The following is a 24,323-nucleotide window of genomic DNA, read 5'->3' as shown; positions in this document are numbered from 1 at the left end:
TATACTATCAAACTGGGGAGATTTTGGAGGAACGGCCTGCCATATTGTCCCCACACTTAAAACTGACAAATGAATACATTTTTTTTGAGCAATAACGAGGACGAGATGGAGTTTATGCCAATTATACCTTTGAATGAAGATGGCGAAGGGCAGGAGGAAGAGAAGATACCGGAGGAGCTGGCACTGTTACCCCTGAGAAATACAGTACTTTTTCCCGGGGTGGTTTTACCCATCACGGTGGGACGGGATAAGTCCATCAAAGCTGTAAATGACGCCTACAAGACTGACAAAATGATTGGTGTGGTAGCGCAAAAAGACAGTAACGTGGAAGAGCCGGTAGTGTCTGACCTGACGGATGTAGGCACGGTAGCAAAAATTGTGAAACTCATCAAAATGCCGGACGGCGGTACCACCATTATCATACAAGGCCGCCGGCGTTTCAAGATAAAGGCCATACTGGCGGAAGATCCTTATTTCAAGGCCAGCTATGAACTGCTGGAAGACCAGCTGGACGAGAACGATTCTGAATTTGACGCCTATGTTTCTTCCATCAAGGATCTGGCAGGGCAGATCATACAGCTGTCTCCCAACATTCCTTCGGAAGCCAGCATCATTCTCAAAAACATAGAAAATGCGCCCTTCCTTATTCACTTCGTGTCTTCCAACCTGAACAGTGACCTGAAGGAGAAACAGCAACTGCTGGAAATCAACAACCTGCGCATAAGGGCGGAATTGCTGATGAAGCTGCTGCAGGTGGAGTTGCAGCTGGCGGAGCTGAAAAACAAGATCAACAACAAAACCAAGGCAGACCTTGACAAGCAGCAGCGGGAATACTTCCTGCAGCAGCAGATGAAGTCTATCAAGGAAGAGCTGGGCGGTGATACAAATGACCGGGAGATCAAGGAGATGCAGCGCAAGGCAGAGCTGAAAAAATGGCCCGATGCTGCAAAAGACCTGTTTTCAAAAGGCATTGAAAAGCTGGAAAGGATGCATCCCAGCACGCCTGACTACTCCGTGGTGTACAACCATCTTGACCTGATGCTGGATTTGCCATGGCAGGAATATACGCTTGACAGCTATGACCTGAAGAAGGCCAAAACTGTGCTGGACGGAGATCATTATGGTATGGACCGCATCAAGGACCGCATACTGGAATATCTGGCGGTGCTGAAGCTGAAAGGAGACATGAAATCTCCCATCCTCTGTTTTGTAGGCCCTCCGGGCATTGGTAAAACCTCCCTGGGCCGCTCCATCGCTAACGCCATTGGCCGCAAATATGCCCGGCTCAGCCTGGGCGGCCTGCATGACGAAAGCGAGATACGCGGGCACAGGAAAACCTATATCGGCGCTATGGCCGGCCGTATACTGCAAACCATCCGCAAGGTAAAATCATCCAACCCGGTGATGATACTGGACGAGATAGACAAAATAGGCAACGATTTCCGCGGAGACCCGGCCTCAGCGCTGCTGGAAGTGCTTGACCCGGAGCAGAACAGCACGTTTTACGACAATTACCTGGAGCTCGAGTATGACCTGAGCAAAGTACTGTTCATTGCCACGGCCAACAACATCAACAATGTGCCAATGGCGCTGCGTGACAGGCTGGAGATCATTGACCTGAGCGGGTATTCAATTGAAGAAAAAGTAGAGATTGCCAAACGCCACCTGATCCCGAAACAGAAGGAAGCGCACGGGCTGAAAGACGCCAAATTCACCTTCTCCAACAAGGTAATTGAAAAAGTAATTGCCAACTACACGCGGGAAAGCGGGGTGCGTGAGCTGGACAGGCAGTTTGCCGCCATCATGCGCTCACTGGCCAAAGATGTGGCCACCGGCGTGAAGGTGGAAGGCGCCATACCGGAGCAAAGAGTAGAAAAAGCGCTGGGCAAAACACGCTACAGTAACGAAATATACAAAACCGGCAACCCTCCCGGTGTGTCTGTGGGCCTTGCATGGACCTACGTGGGCGGAGACATCCTGTTCATAGAGTCCAGCCTGAGCGAAGGCAAGGGAGAACTGAAGCTGACGGGCAACCTCGGCAATGTGATGAAAGAATCTGCCGTAACGGCTCTCAGCTACCTGCAGGCCAATGCGGGTCAATACAAAATAGACCCCAAATTGTTCAGGGATAAAAATATTCATGTGCACGTACCGGAAGGGGCCGTACCTAAAGACGGGCCCAGCGCCGGCATTACCATGCTCACGGCGCTTACTTCCGCATACACAGGCCGGCGGGTAAAACCTTACCTGGCCATGACAGGGGAGATCACACTTCGAGGACAGGTACTGCCGGTAGGCGGAATCAAAGAAAAAATACTGGCCGCCAAACGTGCCGGCATCAAGGAAATCATTCTTTGCTGGCAGAATGAGAAGGATATCAGGGACATCAACCCGGATTATATCAAGGGTTTAAAGTTCCATTATGTAAAAGAAATGAACCAAGTGCTGGAAACAGCGTTATTAAAGAGATAGGAAACACAAGCTGTCATTCCTGGCAGCGGGTGTATCTAAAGTTCGCTTCGTCAAGAAGCGGGCGCATGTTGATTGTTTAAGGGTTTGAATAAAGCCGCCGCTACAGGTGGCTTTATTCTTTTTAAACATATATGCATTTTTTGTACCTTGACGGCGGTTACCTAATCCGCATACGCATTGCCGCTTCGCTACCTGCTCATATTGCTGCTGTTGCCGGTTACCGCCGGGGCCCAGGTGCTGGGCGGTAAAAATACCTACGCTTTTCTTGACCTGCCCGCTTCCCCGCAGATAACGGCGCTCGGAGGCATGAACGTAAGCCGGCAGGGGAACGATCTTTCATTGGCACTCCTGAATCCCGCGCTGCTGCGGCCTTCCATGCACACGCATCTACAGGTGAACTACGCCGGTTATTTTGCCGGCATCCGTTACAGCCATATGGCGTTTGCCTTTCATCATGCGGCGCTGGCTACTACTTTTGCTACCAGCCTGCAATTTACCGGCTATGGGCAAATGACGCATACGGATGCAGCGGGCAATGTGCTGGGTACTTTCAGTCCAAGTGATTTTGTCTGGCAGGTAACCGCCTCCCGTCGCTATCTTGAAAAATGGTACTATGGTGCAGGGTTGAAATATATTCATTCCCGGTACCTTACCTACCGTTCTTCCGGCCTGGCCGCCGATGTGGGCATTGCCTACCAGGATACGGCGCAGGGCTGGCAGGCGGGCCTGGTAGCACGCAATATGGGCGGACAACTGAGCGCTTACGCCGCTACTGAAAAAGAGCCGCTGCCTTTTGACCTGCAGGTGGGCGTATCCAAACGCCTGCCGCACCTGCCTTTGCAGCTGTCTGCTACCTTGCACCACGTGTACCAGTTCGACATCCGTTATGCAGACCCCGCGCTGGAAGAAAACGTGGTGATAGATAACGGGGATACGGTGAGGGCAGGCGGCGGCACTATCGATAACATTTTCCGTCACTTTGTATTGGCCGCGCAATTTGAGATAGGCAGCTATGTAGAGCTGACTGCTGCCTATAACCACCTGCGCCGGCGTGAGCTGGCCATGCTGAACCAGCAGGGGCTCAGTGGCTTTTCACTGGGCGTAGGCGTTACGGTCAGCAAGTTGCAACTGCGCTATGCCCGCGCCTGGTATCAGCAGGCTGTCGCCATGAATCACCTGGGTATCAATTTGCCTTTGAACCAATGGATGGGATTAGGTAAATTCGGTGATCGCATTGGTTGGAAACCATGAGAAGACCACGTTGGTCGCAAACAAAAAAACTGAGAAATAGTAAATATGCAGCCTATCATTTCTATCAGCAATCTGAAAAAGAGCTACGGGGAAAAACAGGTGCTAAAGGGAATTGACCTGGATGTATTCCCGGGGCAGATCATTGGCTACATTGGCCCCAACGGCGCCGGCAAATCTACCACGGTCAAAATACTCATTGGCCTCCTGGGCGATTTTGAGGGAGAAGTGAGCGTGCTGGGCCACAACCTTCGTACAGATACGCTCACCATTAAAAGCCTGATCGGCTACGTGCCGGAAAACGCGGAGATCTATGACGTGCTCACGCCCATGGAATATCTTTCGTTTACAGGAAAGCTCTACCAGATGGACGATGCCGTGATCCGGGAGCGGGCCACCCGCATGCTGGGGGCTTTTGGCCTGCTGGAAAATAAAGACCAGCGTATGGATACCTTTTCAAAAGGCATGCGCCAGAAAGTGCTTATCATTTCCGGCCTGCTGCATGACCCGCAGATCGTGGTGCTGGACGAGCCGCTTTCCGGTCTTGATGCCAATGCCGTGATCATGGTGAAAGAAATTCTGTCCCTGCTGAAAAAAGAGGGCAAAACCATTTTCTATTGCTCGCATATGATGGATGTGGTGGAGAAGGTGTCTGACAGGATAGTGCTCATCAACGAAGGCAGCATTGTGGCAGACGGTACTTTTGAACAATTGAAGCAGTCTGAAGGTGATACGCTGGAAAAAATATTTGCACAGCTCACCGGTGAACATAATTTATCTGGCGCCGCAGATGCCTTTGTACATAAAACGGAGCGGATATGAACAAGTTCTTCCTGGCGCTGATCCGGTTCCTAAAACCGCTCTGGTTACGGCTGGGCGTAAACGTGACGCAGTTGATGGCCATTCTTGACGTAAAGCTGAAAATGGACGACAGGCGGCCTAATGCCTATACCCATATGCGCCAGCAGAAAAAGAAAGAGCAGAAATACGGTTCGCTGGCCGTAGTGCTCATCTCTTTTTTGATGGGCGTTTTTTATCTCTTCGTGTTCACCCTTTCCAGCAACCCGCTGATGCAGCTGTTCATCTGGTTTTCCGTGTTTATGGTAATGCTGTCTATCACCCTTATTTCAGACTTTACCAGCGTGCTCATAGACGTGAAAGACAACTTTGTGATATTGCCCAAGCCGGTGAGTGACAAAACAGTGGTGGTATCCCGCATCCTGCACATTATGGTGCATGTATCCAAAATAGTATTACCGCTGATGCTGCCGGCTTTTATATGGCTGGCGGTTACGCAGGGAGTTGTTGTGCTGTGGTTTGGCGTGCTGGTGCTCCTGCTCAGCGTACTATGCATTTTCCTGATCAACGCCGTATACCTGCTGGCGCTGAAACTTACTACGGCTGAACGTTTCAAGGAAGTGCTCAATTATGTACAGATCATATTTTCCGTAATCGTGTTTGCCACGTATTACCTGGTGCCCCGGCTTACCCGCAACCTCCACCTGGATGATATTGACCTGTGGGCCTACCCCTTGCTGAACCTGGCGCCCAGCTTCTGGTTTGCGGCAGCTTACGCTGCGGTGGCGCAGGGCATTTTCACTTTACCCATGCTGTTTTATATTGTACTATCACTGGTGGTGCCGGTATTGAGCCTGTGGCTGGTGGTAAAGGTGTTTGCGCCCAGCTTTAACCGCAAGCTGGCTATGCTGGGCGGTAGCGGGGGAGATGCACCTGCTGTTAAAAAGCAGGAGGCGGAGCTGCCCCAGGCGGGGCGTATGCAGCTTTACAAGCGGCTGGCCGCCTGGTTTTCCCGCGGGCGGCAGGAGCAGCTGGCTTTTGAGCTGGTATGGTTAATAACCGGGCGCAGCCGTGAGTTCAAGCTGAAGGTATACCCTTCGCTGGCCTATGTGTTGGTTTACTTCGTGTTTTTCATGCTGTCAGGCAAACATACCAGCGCAGCGGAAGCATGGAGTAAATTATCTTCCGGCAATGCGTTCGTTATCCTGATCTATAGCAGCACTTTTGTATTCATTACGGCCATCACCAACCTGGTATATTCAGACAAGTTCAGGGCGGGCTGGGTATATTATGCCGCGCCGGTAGAAGCGCCGGGGCCGCTGCTGATGGGATCATTCAAAGCCGCTTTTGTGAAGTTTTTCCTGCCTTTCTATATTGTAATAGCCATTTTCTCACTGGCGGTATGGGGTGTCAGCGTGGTGCCAGACCTGTTGCTGGGCCTGGTAAACGTGGCGCTGGTGAATATCATTTTTGCGTTCATATTCCTGCGCAAGCTGCCGTTTGCCTCGGAGATCAATGTCAAGCAGGGAGCGGGTGGCTTTCTGAAGGGGTTGATGGTGCTTATTGTGCCTGGTACGCTGGGTATGCTGCATTATGCCACCACCTTGCTCCGTGGAGGTAAGCCGGTATTCGGCATTTACCTGAGCGCCAACTGGCTGGTGATGATCTTTGCAATGTTCTCTGCGGTGGCATTTTACCTGCTGCAGGCCAAATACAGGGAAACATCCTGGGAGGTGCTGGAGCGGTAGGAGTTATACAATATGTAAAGAAGGGCTGATGGGTTTTCCGTCAGTCCTTCTTTTTTGAGCGCTGTTTGCGTTAGTCCAGCAGCTGGCGCTTGTACAGCTGGATAGTATTTTCCAGGCCCATATAAATAGCGTCACATATCAGCGCGTGGCCGATAGACACTTCCTTGAGCTGGGGAATGTGCAGTTTGAAGAAGCGCAGATTGTCCAGGTTCAGGTCATGACCGGCATTCAGCTCCAGGCCAATGGCAGAAGCTTCGCGGGCAGTGTTTTTATAGTCGTTGAACAGCTGGAAGTTCTGCGGATGGGTGCGGGCTTTCGTGTATTCTTCCGCGTAAGGGCCTGTATACAGCTCTATACGGTCTGCCCCGGCAGATTTTGCGCCGGCTACCTTGTCTGTTTCCGGGTTGAGGAAGATGGATACCCTGATGCCGGCTTTTTTAAGGGTGCCGATCACGTCTTTCAGGAAAGACTGGTACTGTACGGTATCCCAGCCGGTGTTGGAGGTGATGACGCCCGGCGGGTCAGGTACCAGTGTGCACTGGTGCGGTTTTACTTCCAGCACCAGGTCCATAAAGTCTTGCGAGGGATAGCCCTCAATATTAAATTCTGTAGTAACAATGGGTTTCAGGTCTCTTACATCCTGGTAGCGGATGTGGCGTTCATCCGGCCGGGGGTGTACCGTAATGCCATCTGCGCCAAAACGTTCACAGTCTTTGGCTACCTGTATAATGTCCGGCAAATTGCCGCCGCGTGCATTGCGCAGCGTGGCAAACTTGTTGATGTTAACACTCAGCTTGGTCATGCCGCAAAATTACGTTGTTTGCCGAATTATTGCAGCAGGTATTTCACTACAAGGCCGGTAAAAATGGAGATAGAAAAGCTCATGAGCGTGCCAATGAGCACGTATTCCGTTTCACGGTGGGTATCGTTGCCTTTCAGGTCGTTAAACCGGAGAATGGACTTGGCGGCAATCAGGAAGCCGATGCCTTCGTAATGGCTGGTTACCACAAAGGTGAGAATAAGGATGCGTTCAAAAATACCGATCCAGCGGCCGGCCTCACTAAGAGAGGTTTTGCCGTTGGAGAGGCGCGCATCATGTACCTGGTTGCGCCAGCGGCGGGTGGCAAAGCCCAGCAGGAAGGCCGCCGGCCAGATGATGGCGGCATAGCCGAAGAGCAGCGTCCAGAACAGGCGGTTATTGAGCAAGGCTTGCAGGTAGGGCCATACGGCGCCCCAGTTGCCGGTAACATGCACCCACAGCAGTAGCAATACGGCCAGGTGCAGTAACTGGTCTATGATAAAGCTTTTGGCATCGTCTTTCTGGTGCAGTTTCCAGAGGTCTATGGCGTAATGCGTAACGCCTACCACTACAGGGGGCAGCCACTGCTGCCACATGCCGGTAAACAGGTATGTGAGGGCCGCATGGATGAGGCAATGCAGGTACAAATATCCGGAAGCAGCCTTGTAGCGGCGTTTATGTTGAACAAAGCGGGAGGGTTGAAAGGCAAAATCGCCCAGTACATGGGCGCAGAGCCATTTTATCAATAAAAGCATCAATATGGTTTTTAAAACATGGTTAAAATCTGCTGCTCAAACCGTTTTACGATCAGATCTGCCAGATGCCAGCCCGCGGCCTGCAGCCGTTGGTGTACGGCCGGCTGGCGGATATGCAGTTTTTCTGCTGTTTGTGCCTGTGTAAGCCCGTTGAGCTGCTCCAGCACGGCTTCTGCCTGCAGGGGGCTCCAGCGCTCCACCAGGAAGGATAGTACCTGGCTGTGAATGTCCCATTCCTGGTTGACGGCAGGGTGGGGGGTAATAATGGCCAGCAGCCCGTTCTTTTTCTTCAGCTCATCAAGCATGGGCCCTGAATGCCTGAACGCGGAACCATCAGAAGTTACGATGTTTTTTGATGTGAATGAAATTTCTCCCGTACCAATGGCCAGCCGCGCCCTGAAACCTTTTTTCCATAACGCGGCCAGTATAATGAGGCTGGCCTGCAGCGCGGTTGCCGGCTGTTTTATCAGCACGGCCTGGAAACTGTCTCCCCTGAACTGCTCCGCCCTGAAGCCGGGCGCCTGCTGCCCTGCAGCTTCAAATGCCGCTTCCAGCGCCTGCTGCAGGCGTTTGCGCTGGGTGGCTTTCAGCGTGGAAGAGCTGATAACGTCTCCTGTTATGACTATGGCCTTTTTCATGTACTACAAATATAAGGCATAAACCTTATAATGCCACATTATAAGCCTATAACCTTATAATCACCAAATATAAGGTTACAGCCTTATATTTTTTAAATACCGGGAAAAAGAAAAGCAGCCCTGCCGGAGCGGGACTGCTTTTACAAAGCATATGTTATGACTAGTACCGGTAGTACTCGGGCTTAAACGGCCCTTCTACCGGAATACCAAGGTAAGAAGACTGTTCTTTGGTAAGTACGTCCAGCTCTACACCTATCTTTTTCAGGTGCAGGCGGGCCACTTTCTCATCCAGGTGCTTGGGCAGCACATATACCTGGTTCTCATACTTGTCACTGTTGGTCCACAGTTCCAGCTGGGCCAGGGTCTGGTTGGTGAAAGAGTTGCTCATTACAAAAGAAGGGTGGCCGGTAGCGCAGCCCAGGTTCACCAGGCGGCCTTCTGCCAGCAGAATGATGTCTTTACCGTCAATGGTGTATTTGTCTACCTGCGGTTTGATTTCCACTTTGGAATGGCCATAGTTGGTATTCAGCCAGGCAACATCGATCTCGATATCGAAGTGGCCGATGTTACATACAATGGCCTTGTCTTTCATGGCTTTGAAATGCTCGCCGGTGATGATATCGCGGCAACCGGTGGTGGTCACAATAATATCGGCTTCTTTTACGGCATCAGCCATCTTTTTCACTTCATACCCTTCCATAGCAGCCTGTAAAGCGCAGATGGGGTCAATTTCAGTAACGATCACGCGGGCGCCTGCGCCAGCCAGTGATTCTGCGGAGCCTTTGCCCACATCACCAAAACCAGCTACTACAGCTACCTTACCGGCAATCATCACGTCTGTAGCGCGACGGATGGCGTCCACACAGGATTCGCGGCAGCCATACTTGTTGTCGAACTTGGATTTGGTTACAGAATCGTTGATATTGATAGCAGGCATGGGCAGCGTGCCGTTCTTCATTCTTTCGTACAGGCGGTGAACACCGGTAGTGGTTTCTTCACTCAGGCCTTTGATATGCTGGATCAGCTCAGGATAAACGTCCAGCACCATATTGGTCAGGTCGCCACCATCATCCAGGATCATGTTCAGGGGACGGTCAAGGCTGCCGAAGAACAGGGTCTGTTCTATGCACCAGTTAAATTCTTCTTCGTTCAGGCCTTTCCAGGCATACACCGGAATGCCGGCAGCAGCAATAGCGGCAGCAGCATGGTCTTGCGTGGAGAAGATGTTGCAGGAGCTCCATTGTACCTCAGCGCCAAGGGCTACCAGGGTCTCAATCAGCACAGCCGTTTGAATGGTCATGTGCAGGCAGCCTGCAATACGGGCGCCTTTCAACGGTTGGGATTTGCCATATTCTTCGCGGAGGGCCATCAATCCCGGCATTTCAGCTTCAGCAAGCTGTATTTCTTTGCGACCCCATTCAGCCAAAGACATGTCTTTTACTTTGTACTTGAGGTTCAAATCAATCTTGGATTTAGCAGTTGTTGACATTCCAAATAATTTTTTGCAAATCTACCTTTATTTTAACTTTTAACATAATGCTTTCTGCATCACGCATTCCCTTCAATCTGAACATTTTAACCCCTTTTCCCCTGGTTTGGTTATATTTATAAAATAATACAATTATTATTTGCTATAATATTATAAAAATAATACATTTGCTAATTGACGACGTATATTTCCAGGTAATTACACATTATTTTTCGGAGTCATTGATGAATTAAGTAGCTGTAGCAGAAACGCTTACAAGCAGAAAAGAAGAAAGAAAGGGCAATTGCCCCGCGGAAATAAACAACCCGCGAACCGGCCCAGGCATATAAACGTCAGCTTCGGGAAATATAGTATAGATGTAAAGAAATTTTAATGTTATTATGTTAGTCCTGTCCTATCCTATGAAGATCAACCTTCGTGTTGCCGTGCTGGCACTATTATTTTGTAGTAGTACCGCCTGGGCGCAGGTACCCTCCGTTATCATCAACCCTTCCGGCGGCACCGTATCAGACAACGGCCTGAAGATCACTATCACTGAAAACAGTGTGCTGACGGAATACAAAGGAAAAAAGCAGTATAGCGACGCGGCAATCCTCCCGGAGCTGGACAAGGGCATGCGCACGTACTTTATGCTGGAACGGTGGGCAGGCCCAACGCTGGCAGAACGCACGGATACATTGCACCGCTGGGCCTGTGAAATTTCTGACGTGCAAGGACAAGGTACCGCCGCAGACCCCTGGAAGGTGGTGAAGCTGATGAGCATGAAGAACCGGACTAATGCCAACTTCAATATATCCGTAGTCTATTCTTATGAAGAAGGCAAGCCATGGTACCGGATGGACTATTACGTAAGCTCCGATGAAAGGATACAAAGCGCCACGGATTATGGCCCCTATCTGGTGCATATCTATCATTCTGAACGCGCTTTTGTGCATGAAGTAGACTGCGGGCTGGGCTTTGGAGACCAGTCTGCTACTTCAGTAGATGATCATTATTATGAGGTGCATGATCCCGGCAATCCCAACCGCCCCTTGTTGGGCAGGGTAGGTATCCGTAAAACAAGCGGTAGTTGTTCCAGCGCTGATGCCGGTTCCCATTTTTTCAAGGCAGCTGACGGTATTACTTCTTACTCTGCCAGTTATACGGCAGGCAGAGATAATAAAGTAGCTTCAGGCTACCTGCTGGAGAACCTGATAACTACTATAGGAGAAGGCTCACCCATGGGCCTCGCTGTTCACAAAGCTATTCTGCTGGACCATAGCATACCCGGCTACCTCTACACTGAAAGAAAAAGTTTTATTGCCGGGTTTGATGAAACAGACGATGGTCCTGCCACCCTGGAAGACCCTGCCATGGCATTACCCAAAAGCTGGCCGCTTTCCAAGGCCCAGATAGGCTTGTCTTCCGCCGCGCCGCAAGGCCTGGAAGGGAATGATGATCATGTGATACAAGGTATTACCCTGCACCTGGAGAACGGTATGTTCAACCTGCCGCAGGTAGTACATTTCAGGGTAACTACTACCGGCACGGGCACCGGGCACGCAGGGGCCTCAGACTATACCGTGCAGTACGCAAAAATGATCATCCCGGCAGGAGATTACACCAACGTTGATCTGCCGCTGAACAATATCATCATTCACGGCAACAATACGGAGAATGAAGACAAAACGCTGCGTATAGAACTGTTGCCCACCTGCTCCCCCCAATTGCAGATCACCGGCATTACAGATGCAACCTATACCATTGTAGATGACGATGAGAACAAGATCTTCCTGGAGCCGGTAGTCACCTCACTGCAGGAGGGAGGGCAAACAGTGATCAATGTAAAGCTGACCGGAGACCCGCTGGGCACAGACCTGCCCGTAACCATCATCGCCACGCCGCTAACCGCCAAGGTAACAGATTACGAACTGGAGTTCCCTGCCACGCCGTCAACGGTTACCATCCCGGCCGGCAGTAATACGGCCACTTTTATATTGAAGGCCACACCAGACATGATCCTTGAGAACACCGAAAAACTACAGTTAAAAGCCAGCGCATTTTTCGGCCCGGAGGAGAGGACACATGAGGTGGAAGTAAACATTCATGATGTAACGGGAGACGACCCCGATAACCGGGTGATCACTTTTACGGCTCCGGCTGCAGATGAAGGGGCTAATATGGAAGTAACGGCCAGCCTGCCAATGGGGGTAACTACCGAAGCACCTATAGTGATCAACTTTACGTACGATGAATTTGCGGCGGGAAATACGGCCACATTGGGAGATTTCCTGTATGGTGGCAGTAACGCGTTTCCGGCTTCGCTGACTATTCCGGCAGACGGCAATAATGCCTCGTTTACGCTGGAGGTATTGCAAGATCATATGATAGAACCGCAGGAGGTATTATATTTTGACGCGGCCGATGCAGATAACGCCTTTACAATTGCCGGGCCTATAATGCTGGTGTTCAATGACAAGGTGGAAGACGGTCAGGAAGCTACCATCAGCGTGTTTACCTGGGAATACGAGCTGTTTGAAGTTGATCCGGATACAGAATACCAGGTTGATATCACCCTGCCCTATGTAGCTGCACAAGATATAGTTGTGAATATGCAAATAGATGGAGCCTCCACAGCAGATGAAAATGATTTTGTGGTGACAGATAACCTGAGCGTAACCATTCCGGCAGGCAATAATGTGGGTTCCTTCCACTTCAAAATTGCTGCAGACAATGTACTGGAAGGCACAGAAAACCTGAAATTCACTTTTTCGCTTTCCGGTATGCCTGTTACCCAGGCAACTATGATCACCATAGCAGACGCACAGAACACACCCGCTAACCGGCAGGTGTATCTCACAGATGCCTCACCGGTAAACCTTACCGAAGGCCAGGAAGCAGAAGTGAAAGTGCGCCTCAACCCAGGCATTACCGCCGCATTCCCCATAGTAGTAAACATTGCGGCAGACGCGGCTTCTGTTGCCACCTCGGCAGACTATACGCTAGATCCCGCCACCAGTGTCACCTTTGCGCCCGGGGAAACGGAAAAAACAATCAAGGTGACAGCGGCAGATGACGGTGCAGCGGAGGGCAATGAGCTGCTCCGGCTGCAGCTGACCGCGGATGTAGCTACGGTAGACGGTATTCCGGCTGTTCAGTCTTCAACCCTCACAAAAGACATTACTATAAAAGACGCCGGCAGCACGTCCATCATCTTCACGCCGGAGACCACTACCTTGCATGAAGGAGACCCGCAGGTAAAAGTAACAGCGGCCCTTGCTTTCGGCACCGCACTTACGGATATTGTGGTCACCCTGGATGGGCTCACCGGTTCCATCATTGTGGCAGGGGATGTGGAGATGCCTTCCACGGTTACCATCTCGGCCGGAACGTCAGCAATAGAATTTTATGTACGCGCCAAAAATGATGATGTGCTGGAAGAAAATGAAACTTTCCAGCTGAATGGTACGGCATCGGGCTTCACCATTACCGGCACCTCTTTTACGGTAACAGACGCTACCAGTCTTGACCCTGTCAAAAAACAACTGGTACTGGAGGTAGATGATAACCCCCTGATAGAAGGCAACGCAACTATTGTACGGGTAAAGCTGCCCACCGGCGTTACTACCGCGAAAGCGCTTGATATTACACTGGGTAGCGGCGCCGGTACAGAGCTGTTGCCTGCTGAATACAGCTTTACAGATGGAACATCCACGGTGATCAGTATCGTAACCATTCCGGCGGAGGGCAGCCAGGCTTCGTTCACATTGAAAACGAATGCAGATTTTATACTGGAACCAACAGAAAAGCTGGAGCTGACCGCCGCCGGAGATGACCTGCTGGCAGGCGTTACCTCCACCGCAACAGTGAATGTAACAGATGCTACCGGCCTTGATCCAGATAATAAAAAGATTGCCCTGGTTGCGTCTGCTACCGCTGTTAGTGAAGGCGGATCTGTAACCTATACCGTCAGCCTGCCGTCACCCATTGTTACTTCTACAGCGTTGGTCATCAGCCTTAGTCCCTTGGCAGGTACCACCACCGCACCGGAAGATTTCACGGGAGGGTATCCGCTTTCCATCACTATCCCGGCAGATGAGCACACCGGCAGCATCACCGTTCACGCGGCTACAGACAACATTATTGAGTTGCAGGAAAAATTGCGTCTGCAGCTTTCACTGCCCGGGTTTACTTTTGATAATGATGTGATCGACCTGGACGTGAATGACGTATCGCCCGCGTCTCCGGCCATTCAATTGAGCTTGTCTGCCTCAGCCGTAGATGAAGGGGACGATGTTACCGTTACAGCTACCTTGCAGGGCTTTACGTCCACCCAGGCCATTACCATTACCCTGGTGCGTGACGCGGCTTCCACTACTGATAATGACGATCATACACCAGGTACCATTACCATTCCCGCCGAAGCAGGTTCCGCTACCACTACCATTACGGCTTTGACAGACCTGGTGCTCGAGCATGATGAGCAACTGGTATTGAGCGGTACCGCCAGCCCGTACCAGATCAATCCCGCCACCCTTACCATCCGGGATAAAACGGGCACCACGGCCAACAAAACCATCAGCGTAACAGCTCCGGGCACCGAGCTGTTTGAGGGCAGCAGCATGACGCTTCAGGTAAAACTGCCGGATGGCATCACCGCTTCGGAAGACATCGATGTGGCCATCGGAGCTACCACCACTATGGCCGGCGGTGAATACAGCGTTACACCCGCCACGGTGAAAATACTGAAAGGGTTCAACCACGCGGAATTTGTATTGACGCCTGTAGACGATGCGCTGACAGAGGCGGATGAGCAGATCACACTGCAGGCTACCGCCACCGTATATGGCTATGGCCCGCAAACTGCAAGCGCTACCGTTACCGTCAAAGACCTGCCGGGAAATAACGTAATTACCATTTCCGGTGATGCGGACGTAACGGAGAACAACACCGCCAAAGTTCGCTTCAGCCTTCCTTCGGGCATTAAGGCCGGCAGCAGTATCAATATTACGCTGACATATGGCGGCACGGCTGCTACTGCAGATTTCAGCAGCCTGCCGCTTACCGTTACCATTCCTGCCAATGAAGACTACTGCGAACTATCCCTGGCGGCCATCAAAGACAATATTATTGAAGCAACGGAGAACCTTACCGTAACAGCATCTGCCACCGGGTATACCATTAACGGCAGCGCCGCTCTCAACGTGCATGATGCAGACCTGGCCGATGCAGAGGTGAAGCTGCTGTCATCCCATACAAATATTGAAGAAGGGGAAATCGTCACGCTTACCGCCGAGCTGCAGCATGGGATGACCACAACAATTCCTATTGATATTACACTTTCACAGAACGGCGGTACGGCGCTCCCGGCAGACTACACGGGTCTTTCCACTGTTCGTATAGAACCTGCAGGGCCCAATACGGCTACTGTACAGATACTGGAAGATGACTTGCTGGAGTGGGCAGAAACCTTTATCATTAAAGGAGAGGCAACGGGTATTGATATTACCGGCGTTGCTGTAAATATCCTGGATAAAAACACGTCCATCCTCAACAATAAGAAGTTCACGCTCACGCCTGACGCTACGTCTATTGAAGAAGGCAGCAGCACCACCGTATGGCTGCGCCTGCCTGCAGGGCAAAAAACGTCGGAAGCTATTACCATCACACTGAGCGCCGTGGCCGGTACTACGCTGGATGCTGATGAATACGAGTTCCCTGCAACCGTAGAAATGCCGGCCAACGGAGATGCTGTGTCTTTCGAAGTGAAAGCGAAGGACGATAACCTGCTGGAGCCGTTGGAAATACTGAAGTTACAGGCCTCTGGCTCCGTTTACGGCACAGGTATTTCAGACGAAGTGTCTATCAGTATAACAGACAAGACAGGTAACAATACCATCACTATTTCCGGTGATACAGAGGCCACTGAAGGGGGCGCGGCGGCTGTTATCCGCTTCAGCCTGCCTGCCGGCATTACCAGCACGGAAAATGTGGTAATTACGCTCACTGCGGGCGGAACAGCCACTGGGGCAGACTTCACCACTATTCCGCCATCTGTTACCATATTGCCCGGGCAGCCATATGCAGAAATTACGCTCCAGGCATTGAAAGACGAGCTGATTGAACAGGACGAACTGCTGACATTAACACCTTCAGCCGCGGGCTTCACGTTCAGCGGCAGTGCGGAACTGACCGTGAAAGACGCAGACCTGGCCGATGCGGCTATTGTATTGACAGCAACGCCCGCTGCTGTGACGGAGGGAGAAACCATAACAGTAACAGCCGCTCTGCAAGGCAACATCAAATCTTTGTCTGCCATTGACGTAGTACTGTCAAAAACAGGGTCTGAGGCAGATGATAATGACCATTCACCGCTGGGTACTATCCAGATCAACCCCGGTGAGGCCTCTGCTACTTTTGTGATCACCACTCTTGCAGACCTCCTGCTGGAAGCAGATGAAGCCCTTGTGCTGGCCGCAACTGCCGGCAGCATACCTGTTACCGGAGTTACCACGCTGATCCATGATGCTACAGATAATGAAATCACCATCACCCCGGCCACTGCCACAGTGAAAGAAAATGAACAGGTAACGCTGACCCTGCGCCTGCCGGAGAATGTGACCACCACCGAAAAAATAACGGTAACACTGGAAAAATCCGCCGGCTCTACGGTAACAGACGGAGAGTTTATACTGCCGCCCGCTGTGGAAATACCTGTTAACGGCAACGAGGTGATATTTACGGTAGATGCGCTGCCGGATAATATCCTGGAGCCAAACGAGATATTGAATATTGCCGCCTCCGCTACCATACGCGGCGAAGCAAAAACGGCTACGGCCACCGTTACTCTTGAAGATGGCACCAACACCGCCGCCAACAGGCATATCACTATATTTGGAGATACGGAGGTAACAGAAGGGAACACCGCGCACATCACTTTCAGTCTGCCCGGCACTGTCTCCACCGCCGAAGCCGTCCATATTACCCTCACGCCCGGCAGCGCCGCACCGGCGGTAGATGCGGATGACATTACCGGCGGCATACCCGCTTCCATCACTATACCGGCCAACAGCAGCTCCGTAACACTGGATATTACGGCTATTGCAGATGCTGTCATTGAGCCCGTGGAAAAGCTCTTCCTGGTACCCGCCGCATCGGGCTTTACTTTCAGTAACAATGTGATGCTGGATGTGAAAGACCAGCATCACAGCGGCACCATTACCCTGAGCAGTGACAAACCACTGATACAGGAAGGGGTAGAAACCGCCACTATCACTGTAAGCCTGCCGGGCGCCCTGGTGGCGGGCAGCAACATACAGGTAGATATACAAAAAGCCATAGCTTCTACAGCCGCAGACGCAGACCACGCTGCATTGCCGCCCTTTGTGATCATTGAGGCAGGTAAACATGAGGCGGTGTTCACCATTACAGCAACGCCAGACCTGGTGCTGGAAGACACAGAAACGCTTATGCTGGAAGGTTCGGCCGCAGGCTACAGCGTGGCAGGTACTTCCCTGCAGCTGGAAGATGCTACTTCTCTCGACCCCCTCCACAAAGTACTGCAGCTCACACCGGCCAACGCAAACCTTACAGAAGGGCAGACCGGGGATTTTGTAGTGCAGCTGCCGGCAGGGGTAACCACTTCCAAAGATATTACCGTACAACTGTCCAAAACCGCCGCAGCATCCACAGCGGCTGATACAGACCACACACAGATACCGGTCAGCGTTACCATCCCGGCCCTGCAGAATACCAGCGGCAGCTTTGATATCACGGCTGTAACGGATATGGTGATAGAACCGGAGGAAAAACTGCGGATAGACGGCACCCCGCCCGCAGGCTTCACTTTTGCAGGCACGGACATCATTATTACAGACGCTACCGGCCTCTATGCTGCCAACCGGGCAATACAGATCACCATTGACTCTACGGTGCTGCATGAAGGCAGTTCCAGCAAAGTAACGTTTGCCTTGCCGACCGGTGTCACTTCATCTGCAGACATTGCCATCACCGTCAGCCCAGACGCCGCCTCCACGGCAGGCGCGGCAGACTTCAGCCTGACCCCGGCCGCCATCATGCTGCCCAAAGAAAACAATAAGGTAACCATAACGCTGCAGGCGCTGGAAGACGGCCTGCAGGAACCTGATGAGCAACTGAGGCTCGCCGGCACGGCAACCGGTTACGCGATTATATCCTCCGGTATACTGACCATTCCCGGAGATCCGGCGCCGCAATTAAGCGCTACCGCAGCCAAAGTATCCGATGCGGCAGAACCGTCCACCCATGGTGCTTTCAGCATACAACTGAGCGCCGCGGCCCCGTCTGACGTAACAGTTACCTATACCCTTGGCGGCACGGCCATTGCCGGAACGGATTATGAGATCCTGAGCGGCCAGGCAGTGATCAAAGCCGGGGAAACGACCGTAAGCGTACCGGTAATGGTAATAGATGATGAAGTGGTGGAAGGCCCGGAAACCGTTGTGCTCACCCTGCAATCAGCGGTGTTCACCTTCTTCGGCCAAACAGTGAACGCCATGGTGAACAACAGCCCTGTCAGCATGCAGCTGACAGATAACGACCAGGCCTCCGTCATCATAGAAAAAATAGCGGATGCAACAGAGCCATCCACTGCCGGCAGTGTAAAGCTGCGTTTCAGCAACCCGCAAACCACCAGCGCAGTGCCCATAACCATTGCATACACCGCAGGAGGCACAGCCAGCGCCGGTACAGATTACGATGAGTTACCGGGCACTGCCGTGATACCTGCTGGCGGCCATGAAGTAATCATTCCCATACAGCCGAAAGACGATGCCCAGTTGGAAGGCACCGAAACTGTGATCATACAGCTTAGCAGCGTTAGTGCTGCGCTATCAGGCCTCACCATCGGCGCTCCGGCAGAAGCTACTGTGAACCTGTATGATAATGACGTGGTGAGCATGGAAATATTCGGGTTGAACCAGGTGGCGGAAGGCAGCGCGGTACCCATAACGCTCCGTGCTTCACAGGCCGTTGCGGCAGACATACCGGTGCAGATATTGCTGCAGCACGATGCTGCCCGCACGGTGAGCACCAGTGCCACACGCAGCGGCAATATGCTCACCGTTACCATGCCGGCTAACCAGACGGAGGTAACCTTCACCATCACGGTAGAAGATAATGACGTGAATGATGATAACGGCTATGTGAACCTGGTGATACAACCCTTCACCGGCGGCGGCCAGGCTTATGGCAAGGGCGCCAGCAGCAATACGGCCACGGTGGTAACAGACAATGACCCGCTGGAGGTCAGCTTCAGGACAGACACCGTGCGCATCAAGGAAGGTAATAACGGCGTTTCCCTGATGCCGTTCACACTGCAGCTGAGCCGCATGAGCAGCAGGCCCGTGCAGGTGCAGTACGCCTTTGCAGATGCCTTTGAAGGCGCCGGGGCAGACAAAGACCCGCAGCGCGCCAAAGCCGGGGAAGATTATGTAGCCACCGTTACCAGCATCACGGTTCCTGCCATGCAGGCGGAGGCGGATATTACCGTGCCGGTGAACGGAGATGCACAGAAGGAGGAAGACAAATACTTCGCCCTTAAACTGACCGCCATTACCGTACCCGGCGGACTCAACACCCCGGTGCCCGGCACGCTGCGCACAGCCATAGGCGTAATTGAGAACGATGACCAGGATGTGGACATGGAAATACGCCCGCACAAAGGCATCTCTCCCAACGGGGATGGCAAAAATGATGTATGGATCATCGAGAACATTGAGAAATACAGCAGAAACGAGGTGGTGATCGTGAACCGCTGGGGTGGTACCATTTTCAAAACAAGCAATTATCACAATACCAATAACCATTTTAGCGGCCTGGCCAATATTGGCAGCGGCACCGGCAAGGAGCTGCCTGACGGCTCTTACTTCTACATACTGCAGGTATGGGGTAGTGACGGCAAGGTGACCCGCTACAACGGTTATATCGTGATCAAAAACGGCCTGTAAAAACTATAGCTATGAAAACAAGTTTCATCAAGGTTTTTGCCATAGGGATGATCAGTTGCTGCGCGTTGCGGGTCAATGCGCAGCAGCATCCCGTTTATGCGCAGTATCAGTATAACGGTATGGTGATCAACCCTGCCTTTCCTTCTATGGACGAATTCAGCAGTCTCACCGTTGTATCCCGCAACCAGTGGGTAGGCATGGAAGGCGCTCCCAAAACTTCCACTTTCTCGTTTTATACGCCCATTAAAGCGTCCAGCACCAGTCTGGGCTTTTTTGCAATGAAAGACGAGATCACCATCTACTCCCAAACCGGCTACCACTTTAATATTTCACAGAAGGTGAAGCTGGACGACAAGCTTTTCCTGGCGCTGGGCCTGAAGGGAGGCATGGAGCAGTTCAGGGAAAATAATTCCCACCTGGGCACGGACGATCCGGTATTTGCCTCCAATCAGCAATACTGGAAAACCGACGTGGGTTTCGGCTTCCTGTTGTATTCCGAAAAGTTCTTTGTAGGCTTTTCCGCTCCTTCGTTCCATAATTTTGATATAGGCGGAACTGAAAACAAGGTGGAGTTCAAACGGCATATGTACCTGCAGGGCGCTTTTCTGGCAGATATCAATAAAAGCCTGCAATTCAGGCCAGGCATATTGCTGCGGCAGGTGGCCGGAGCAGGTACGCAAATGGACCTGAACGCCACGCTGATCCTCAAAAAACTGCTGTGGCTGGGCGTTACCTGGCGTACAGAAAAAACGGCCAGCGCTATGGTGCAGGTGCAGGCCCTGAAAAATTTCAACCTGGGCTATGCCTATGATTTTGCATCGTCTACACACCTGAAAGGCATGCAGACCGGTTCTCATGAACTGATGCTGAACTACCGGTTCTCTTTGGTGAAAGGGAAAACAATTACTCCCCGTTTATTTTAATTTTCAATTATTTATACATTTTCATTTAGAATATCCAATATATACAAATCTGTTTGCGGAGCTGGATTCGTATATATTACCGTACACTGCGTATATACTTCAGCGTGTGTTGCCGTATTTGTTAGGAATCCTCTGTTCCTTGACCGCAACAACGCCGGAACGTTAACCTGGTTAACAATATAAAGTGTTGATGGTGCTGAGTTTGAAACGGGCGTATCAGAAATTTGGTTAATTGTTAGTTATCCTAACGCCGAAATATTTGTTTGTTCAGTTTTTTCTTTTAGATTTGATTATACGAATTTGGAACGGCCAGTGAAGCAGTCAACAAGTTCTTTAAAAATTGATTTCAGTAAGTCATCCTAACAATATTTGCAGGTGACATGTTGCCTGCATCAGCTTTTGTCTTAAGCTAAATTGGAGAAAAAATCGAGCCTGATGGTCGTGTCGGGCTCCTTCTTTAAACCGCCGCGGCAGAAGTTTTATGGATGATATTATTATACATTTTTATTAGGGAATAAGGGATTTTTGTCTTAAGCTAAATTGGAGAGAAACGAGCCTGATGGTCGAATCGGGCTCCTTTTTTTTAAGATGGTTTCTAACTTGAACATATTAAAGGCCTGGGTTGTACCAGGCTTTTTTTATGTGCCTTCAAAAAATTAGTATTCCTAACAGAATTAAAATTTTTTTGTAGATTTGAAACAACGGAAATATGCCCTGCGCATCACTACTGATCAATTATCTACCTGATATATAACTTTTTTATCCACTTTGCATTACTAGTTAATTTGGAGGATGGGCCTGATTTTCAAATCGGGCTCTTTTTTTTGCCTTGTACGGTTCTTTTTTCTCCGGAAAAATCGTAGATTGAGTTAAAGCTTCCGGAAATGGACGATAACGCGGAAATATGGCTCACACTGTTGTTTATGGTGCATATATGGCTGGTAGTGCGGTTCTGCGTATTACATATGTTCCGGCAGGCCAATAACCGGCCTTACCATCTTAAATGGCTGATGCTGGTGTTTTTCCTTCCGTACCTGGGGTATGGCCTTTATTTTTGGTTAACGCGCCGTTATGTAACCAAAGAGCGCTAGTCTTCCCGCTTGTTCCACCTCTCCGAGATCTCAGTATGATGTTTGATAGCCCGCACAGATAGCCGTATTGCTATTAAAAGACATAGCAGAGACGCTGCTACCAGGAAGAAACTGTCCCCGATCAGCAGAAAGAAATCAAATGCCCCGTGAAAGGCCACGGCCCAGAAGAGGCCCGTGAAGAGGAGGGTTTTGCGGTGCTGGGGAATGAATTTGGCCAGCCCCGCGTAGTAGCCCATTAATACAGCAAATGCAGCATGGGCAGGTACGGAAATGAACATCCTGACCAGGCCGGTGCCAATGCCGTACTGCATTACGTAAACTATATTTTCAGTGGTGGCAAAGCCCATTCCTATCATCACCGAGTACACGATGCCGTCAAATGGCTCATTGAACGCGGCCTTTGGAAAAGCGAAGTAGCGTAATACGAAGTATTTCCCCAGTTCTTCACTCAAACCCACAATGCCGAAGGCGAAAAACGCCGTAGCCAGCGTCCCGCCGCCCGCTCCAATGCCCAGCTGCTGTGCCGTGCCTTCCACCAGCAGAGGGAAGCAGGTACATATCACGCCCAGCATAAAGCTGCGGATGAGGAGGCGCACCGGCTCCCGTTCACGCCGGTCAAGCCAGTAGATCAACAGCGAAATGGCAATGCCGGGAGCCAGGGCAATAGCAAGCGATTGGTAGAGCATCAGATATTTTTAGCTTGTTTGCGTGCCTGGAGGAAAGTTTCCAGCTCCGCCAGTGTGAAACTGCTCAGGTTTTTATTTGGCGTAAGCCCGCCTTTCTGCGCCGCCAGCGCGCCGTAACGTACGTCTGCAAATCCGGCAATGGCATGTGCATCCGGGTCTATAGACAGCAGGGCGCCTTTTTGCAATGCGTAGGGTATCCATTCCCAGTCAATGTCCAGCCGGCGGGGGTGGGCATTCAACTCTATCACCACGCCATGCTCCACGCAGGCGTCTATTACCTGCTCATGGTTAAGCGGGTAGCCGTTACGGCTGAGCAGCAGGCGGCCGGTCATATGTCCCAGTATGGTGGTGTAAGGGTTGGCAATGGCCTTTAATACGCGGGCCATAGCCTTTTCTTCCGTCATTTTGAGATTGGAGTGAACCGAGGCTATTACCAGGTCAAAGCTGCGGAGTATATCATCCGGGTAGTCCAGGCTGCCGTCATTCAGGATATCAGCTTCTATGCTTTTGAATATTTTAAAGGGGGCCAGCTCTGCGTTCAGCTGGTCAATCTGCTGATGCTGGGCAATGATGCGCTCCGGCTGAAGGCCATTGGCGTAGAAGGCAGACCGGGAGTGGTCACTGATCACCAGGTACTCAAACCCCTGCGCTTTGGCAGCTTTGGCCATGTCTTCCAGGCTCTGGAGGCCATCGCTCCACTGGCTGTGGGAGTGTATAATGCCCCGTATGTCTGCTGGCTGCACCAGCTGTGGCAAGGCGCCTACGGCCGCTCGCGCAATTTCATTGGCGCGGCCTTCCCGTAGCGGGGGTGGAATATAGGCCAGGCCGGCCTGTTCAAAAATGGCGGCCTCGGTGGTTTCCGTACCGCCAGACGCTGGGCCGGCATGGGCAAAGAACTGTTCCAGGAAGGTGGCGGAGCCGGTGGTGGTGAAGAGTTTCACGGCAAAGTGCGCCGGTTCCACACCATATACTTTTATTTTCACCTGCTCCTTAAACTGAAGCACAATGGCATCTTCCGTATTGTCCAGCCGGGTAAAGGCTTCCATGGTTTTGAAGGTATCAGCCACCTGTTCCGCCGGCAGGGCCACAACAAACTCCAGCTCATCAATAACGGGTTGCTGGCGCCGGAAGGCGCCGGTGATGGCTACCTGGGCAGGGGCAAAGGTTTGCTGCAGCAGTTTTTCCAGCTCTTCCGCAAAAGATTCCACTTCTGCGTAGAGGAAGCGCTCCCGGTTGGAAAGGAAAAATTCAATGCTCTGGCGGATGCTGTCCTGCGTTTTTTGCCCAAAGCCTTTGAGCAACAGCAGGCGGTTCTCATTGCAGGCGTAGAGCAGTTCCCCGAGGGTTTCTATTTCCAGTTCCTTCCAGATGGTGGCTATCTTTTTGGGCCCCAGGCCTTTGATGCGCATCATTTCCAGGATGCCGGGCGGCGTTTTGCGGATGTAGTCTTCCAGCGCGGCAAATTGCCCTGTATTGAGCATTTCTATCACGCTTTTGCCGGTAGACTCGCCAATGCCTTTAATGCGGAAAATGGCTTCATGAGGGGTTTCCTGGAGGGGAACGGTAAGTTTTTCTATCTGGAATGCGGCGTTGGCGAAAGATTTGGCTTTGAACGAATTGTCGCCGTGAATATCCATCAGCCTGGCCAGCAGGGAGAAGTTATCTGCAATGATATAATTTTCCATAGCGGCTGTAAGTTAGGGATTCGGGC

Annotated in this window: 13 protein-coding genes; 7 read left to right on the top strand and 6 right to left on the bottom strand. The window is 51.5% G+C overall.

Annotation, left to right across the window (positions count from 1 at the left end; all coding sequences use genetic code 11):
- The first annotated feature begins 69 nt into the window (after positions 1-69).
- The 4 genes from lon (at position 70) to ABDW36_RS14365 (ending at position 6,266) form a co-directional block, all read left to right on the top strand.
- Positions 70-2,472 (top strand): endopeptidase La, encoded by a 2,403-nt coding sequence (gene lon / locus ABDW36_RS14380; RefSeq protein WP_343702607.1) that lies wholly within the window; start codon positions 70-72, stop codon positions 2,470-2,472.
- A 177-nt stretch (positions 2,473-2,649) separates the two neighbouring features.
- Positions 2,650-3,723 (top strand): type IX secretion system protein PorQ, encoded by a 1,074-nt coding sequence (porQ, locus tag ABDW36_RS14375; RefSeq protein WP_343702606.1) that lies wholly within the window; start codon positions 2,650-2,652, stop codon positions 3,721-3,723.
- A 45-nt stretch (positions 3,724-3,768) separates the two neighbouring features.
- On the top strand, positions 3,769-4,542 hold the full coding sequence (locus ABDW36_RS14370; protein WP_343702605.1) for an ABC transporter ATP-binding protein: 774 nt from the start codon (positions 3,769-3,771) through the stop codon (positions 4,540-4,542).
- Positions 4,539-6,266: a hypothetical protein gene (locus ABDW36_RS14365; RefSeq protein WP_343702604.1), complete on the top strand. Its 1,728-nt coding sequence runs from the start codon at positions 4,539-4,541 to the stop codon at positions 6,264-6,266. The genes ABDW36_RS14370 and ABDW36_RS14365 overlap by 4 nt, the downstream gene beginning before the upstream one ends.
- A 70-nt stretch (positions 6,267-6,336) precedes the next feature.
- Here the strand turns inward: ABDW36_RS14365 and ABDW36_RS14360 are convergent, their stop codons facing one another.
- The 4 genes from ABDW36_RS14360 to ahcY all read right to left on the bottom strand — a co-directional run bounded on the left by ABDW36_RS14360 (position 6,337) and on the right by ahcY (position 9,947).
- The gene (locus tag ABDW36_RS14360; protein ID WP_343702603.1) at positions 6,337-7,068 is read right to left on the bottom strand and encodes a pyridoxine 5'-phosphate synthase; all 732 of its coding nucleotides are present in this window, start codon (positions 7,066-7,068) and stop codon (positions 6,337-6,339) included.
- 26 nt (positions 7,069-7,094) lie between these two features.
- Positions 7,095-7,820, bottom strand: coding sequence for a DUF3307 domain-containing protein (locus tag ABDW36_RS14355; protein ID WP_343702602.1), 726 nt, complete (start codon positions 7,818-7,820; stop codon positions 7,095-7,097).
- Between the two features lie 11 nt (positions 7,821-7,831).
- On the bottom strand, positions 7,832-8,458 hold the full coding sequence (locus ABDW36_RS14350; RefSeq protein ID WP_343702601.1) for a hypothetical protein: 627 nt from the start codon (positions 8,456-8,458) through the stop codon (positions 7,832-7,834).
- Positions 8,459-8,618: 160 nt separating this feature from the next.
- Positions 8,619-9,947, bottom strand: a complete 1,329-nt coding sequence (gene ahcY, locus ABDW36_RS14345; RefSeq protein ID WP_343702600.1) for an adenosylhomocysteinase — start codon at positions 9,945-9,947, stop codon at positions 8,619-8,621.
- 380 nt (positions 9,948-10,327) lie between these two features.
- Between ahcY and ABDW36_RS14340 the strand changes: the two genes are divergently transcribed.
- From ABDW36_RS14340 to ABDW36_RS14330, 3 genes are all read left to right on the top strand, one after another.
- Positions 10,328-19,912 carry a Calx-beta domain-containing protein gene (locus tag ABDW36_RS14340; protein WP_343702599.1) on the top strand — a complete coding sequence of 3,195 codons (9,585 nt, stop codon included), beginning with the start codon at positions 10,328-10,330 and terminating at the stop codon, positions 19,910-19,912.
- An 11-nt stretch (positions 19,913-19,923) separates the two neighbouring features.
- The gene (locus ABDW36_RS14335) at positions 19,924-20,835 is read left to right on the top strand and encodes a type IX secretion system membrane protein PorP/SprF (RefSeq protein ID WP_343702598.1); all 912 of its coding nucleotides are present in this window, start codon (positions 19,924-19,926) and stop codon (positions 20,833-20,835) included.
- 884 nt (positions 20,836-21,719) lie between these two features.
- Positions 21,720-21,926: a hypothetical protein gene (locus tag ABDW36_RS14330; protein ID WP_343702597.1), complete on the top strand. Its 207-nt coding sequence runs from the start codon at positions 21,720-21,722 to the stop codon at positions 21,924-21,926.
- Here the strand turns inward: ABDW36_RS14330 and ABDW36_RS14325 are convergent.
- Both ABDW36_RS14325 and ABDW36_RS14320 read right to left on the bottom strand, forming a co-directional pair.
- Positions 21,923-22,612, bottom strand: a complete 690-nt coding sequence (locus ABDW36_RS14325; RefSeq protein ID WP_343702596.1) for a PrsW family glutamic-type intramembrane protease — start codon at positions 22,610-22,612, stop codon at positions 21,923-21,925. The two genes, ABDW36_RS14330 and ABDW36_RS14325, sit on opposite strands and share 4 nt — an antisense overlap.
- Positions 22,612-24,297 carry a helix-hairpin-helix domain-containing protein gene (locus ABDW36_RS14320; protein WP_343702595.1) on the bottom strand — a complete coding sequence of 562 codons (1,686 nt, stop codon included), beginning with the start codon at positions 24,295-24,297 and terminating at the stop codon, positions 22,612-22,614. The genes ABDW36_RS14325 and ABDW36_RS14320 overlap by 1 nt, the downstream gene beginning before the upstream one ends.
- Between the last annotated feature and the right edge of the window lie 26 nt (positions 24,298-24,323).

The organism is Chitinophaga sp. (assembly GCF_039596455.1).
Lineage (GTDB): Bacteria > Bacteroidota > Bacteroidia > Chitinophagales > Chitinophagaceae > Chitinophaga.
The sequence above is the reverse complement of the archived record's forward strand: the minus strand, read 5'-3'. Positions and strand labels throughout refer to the sequence as shown.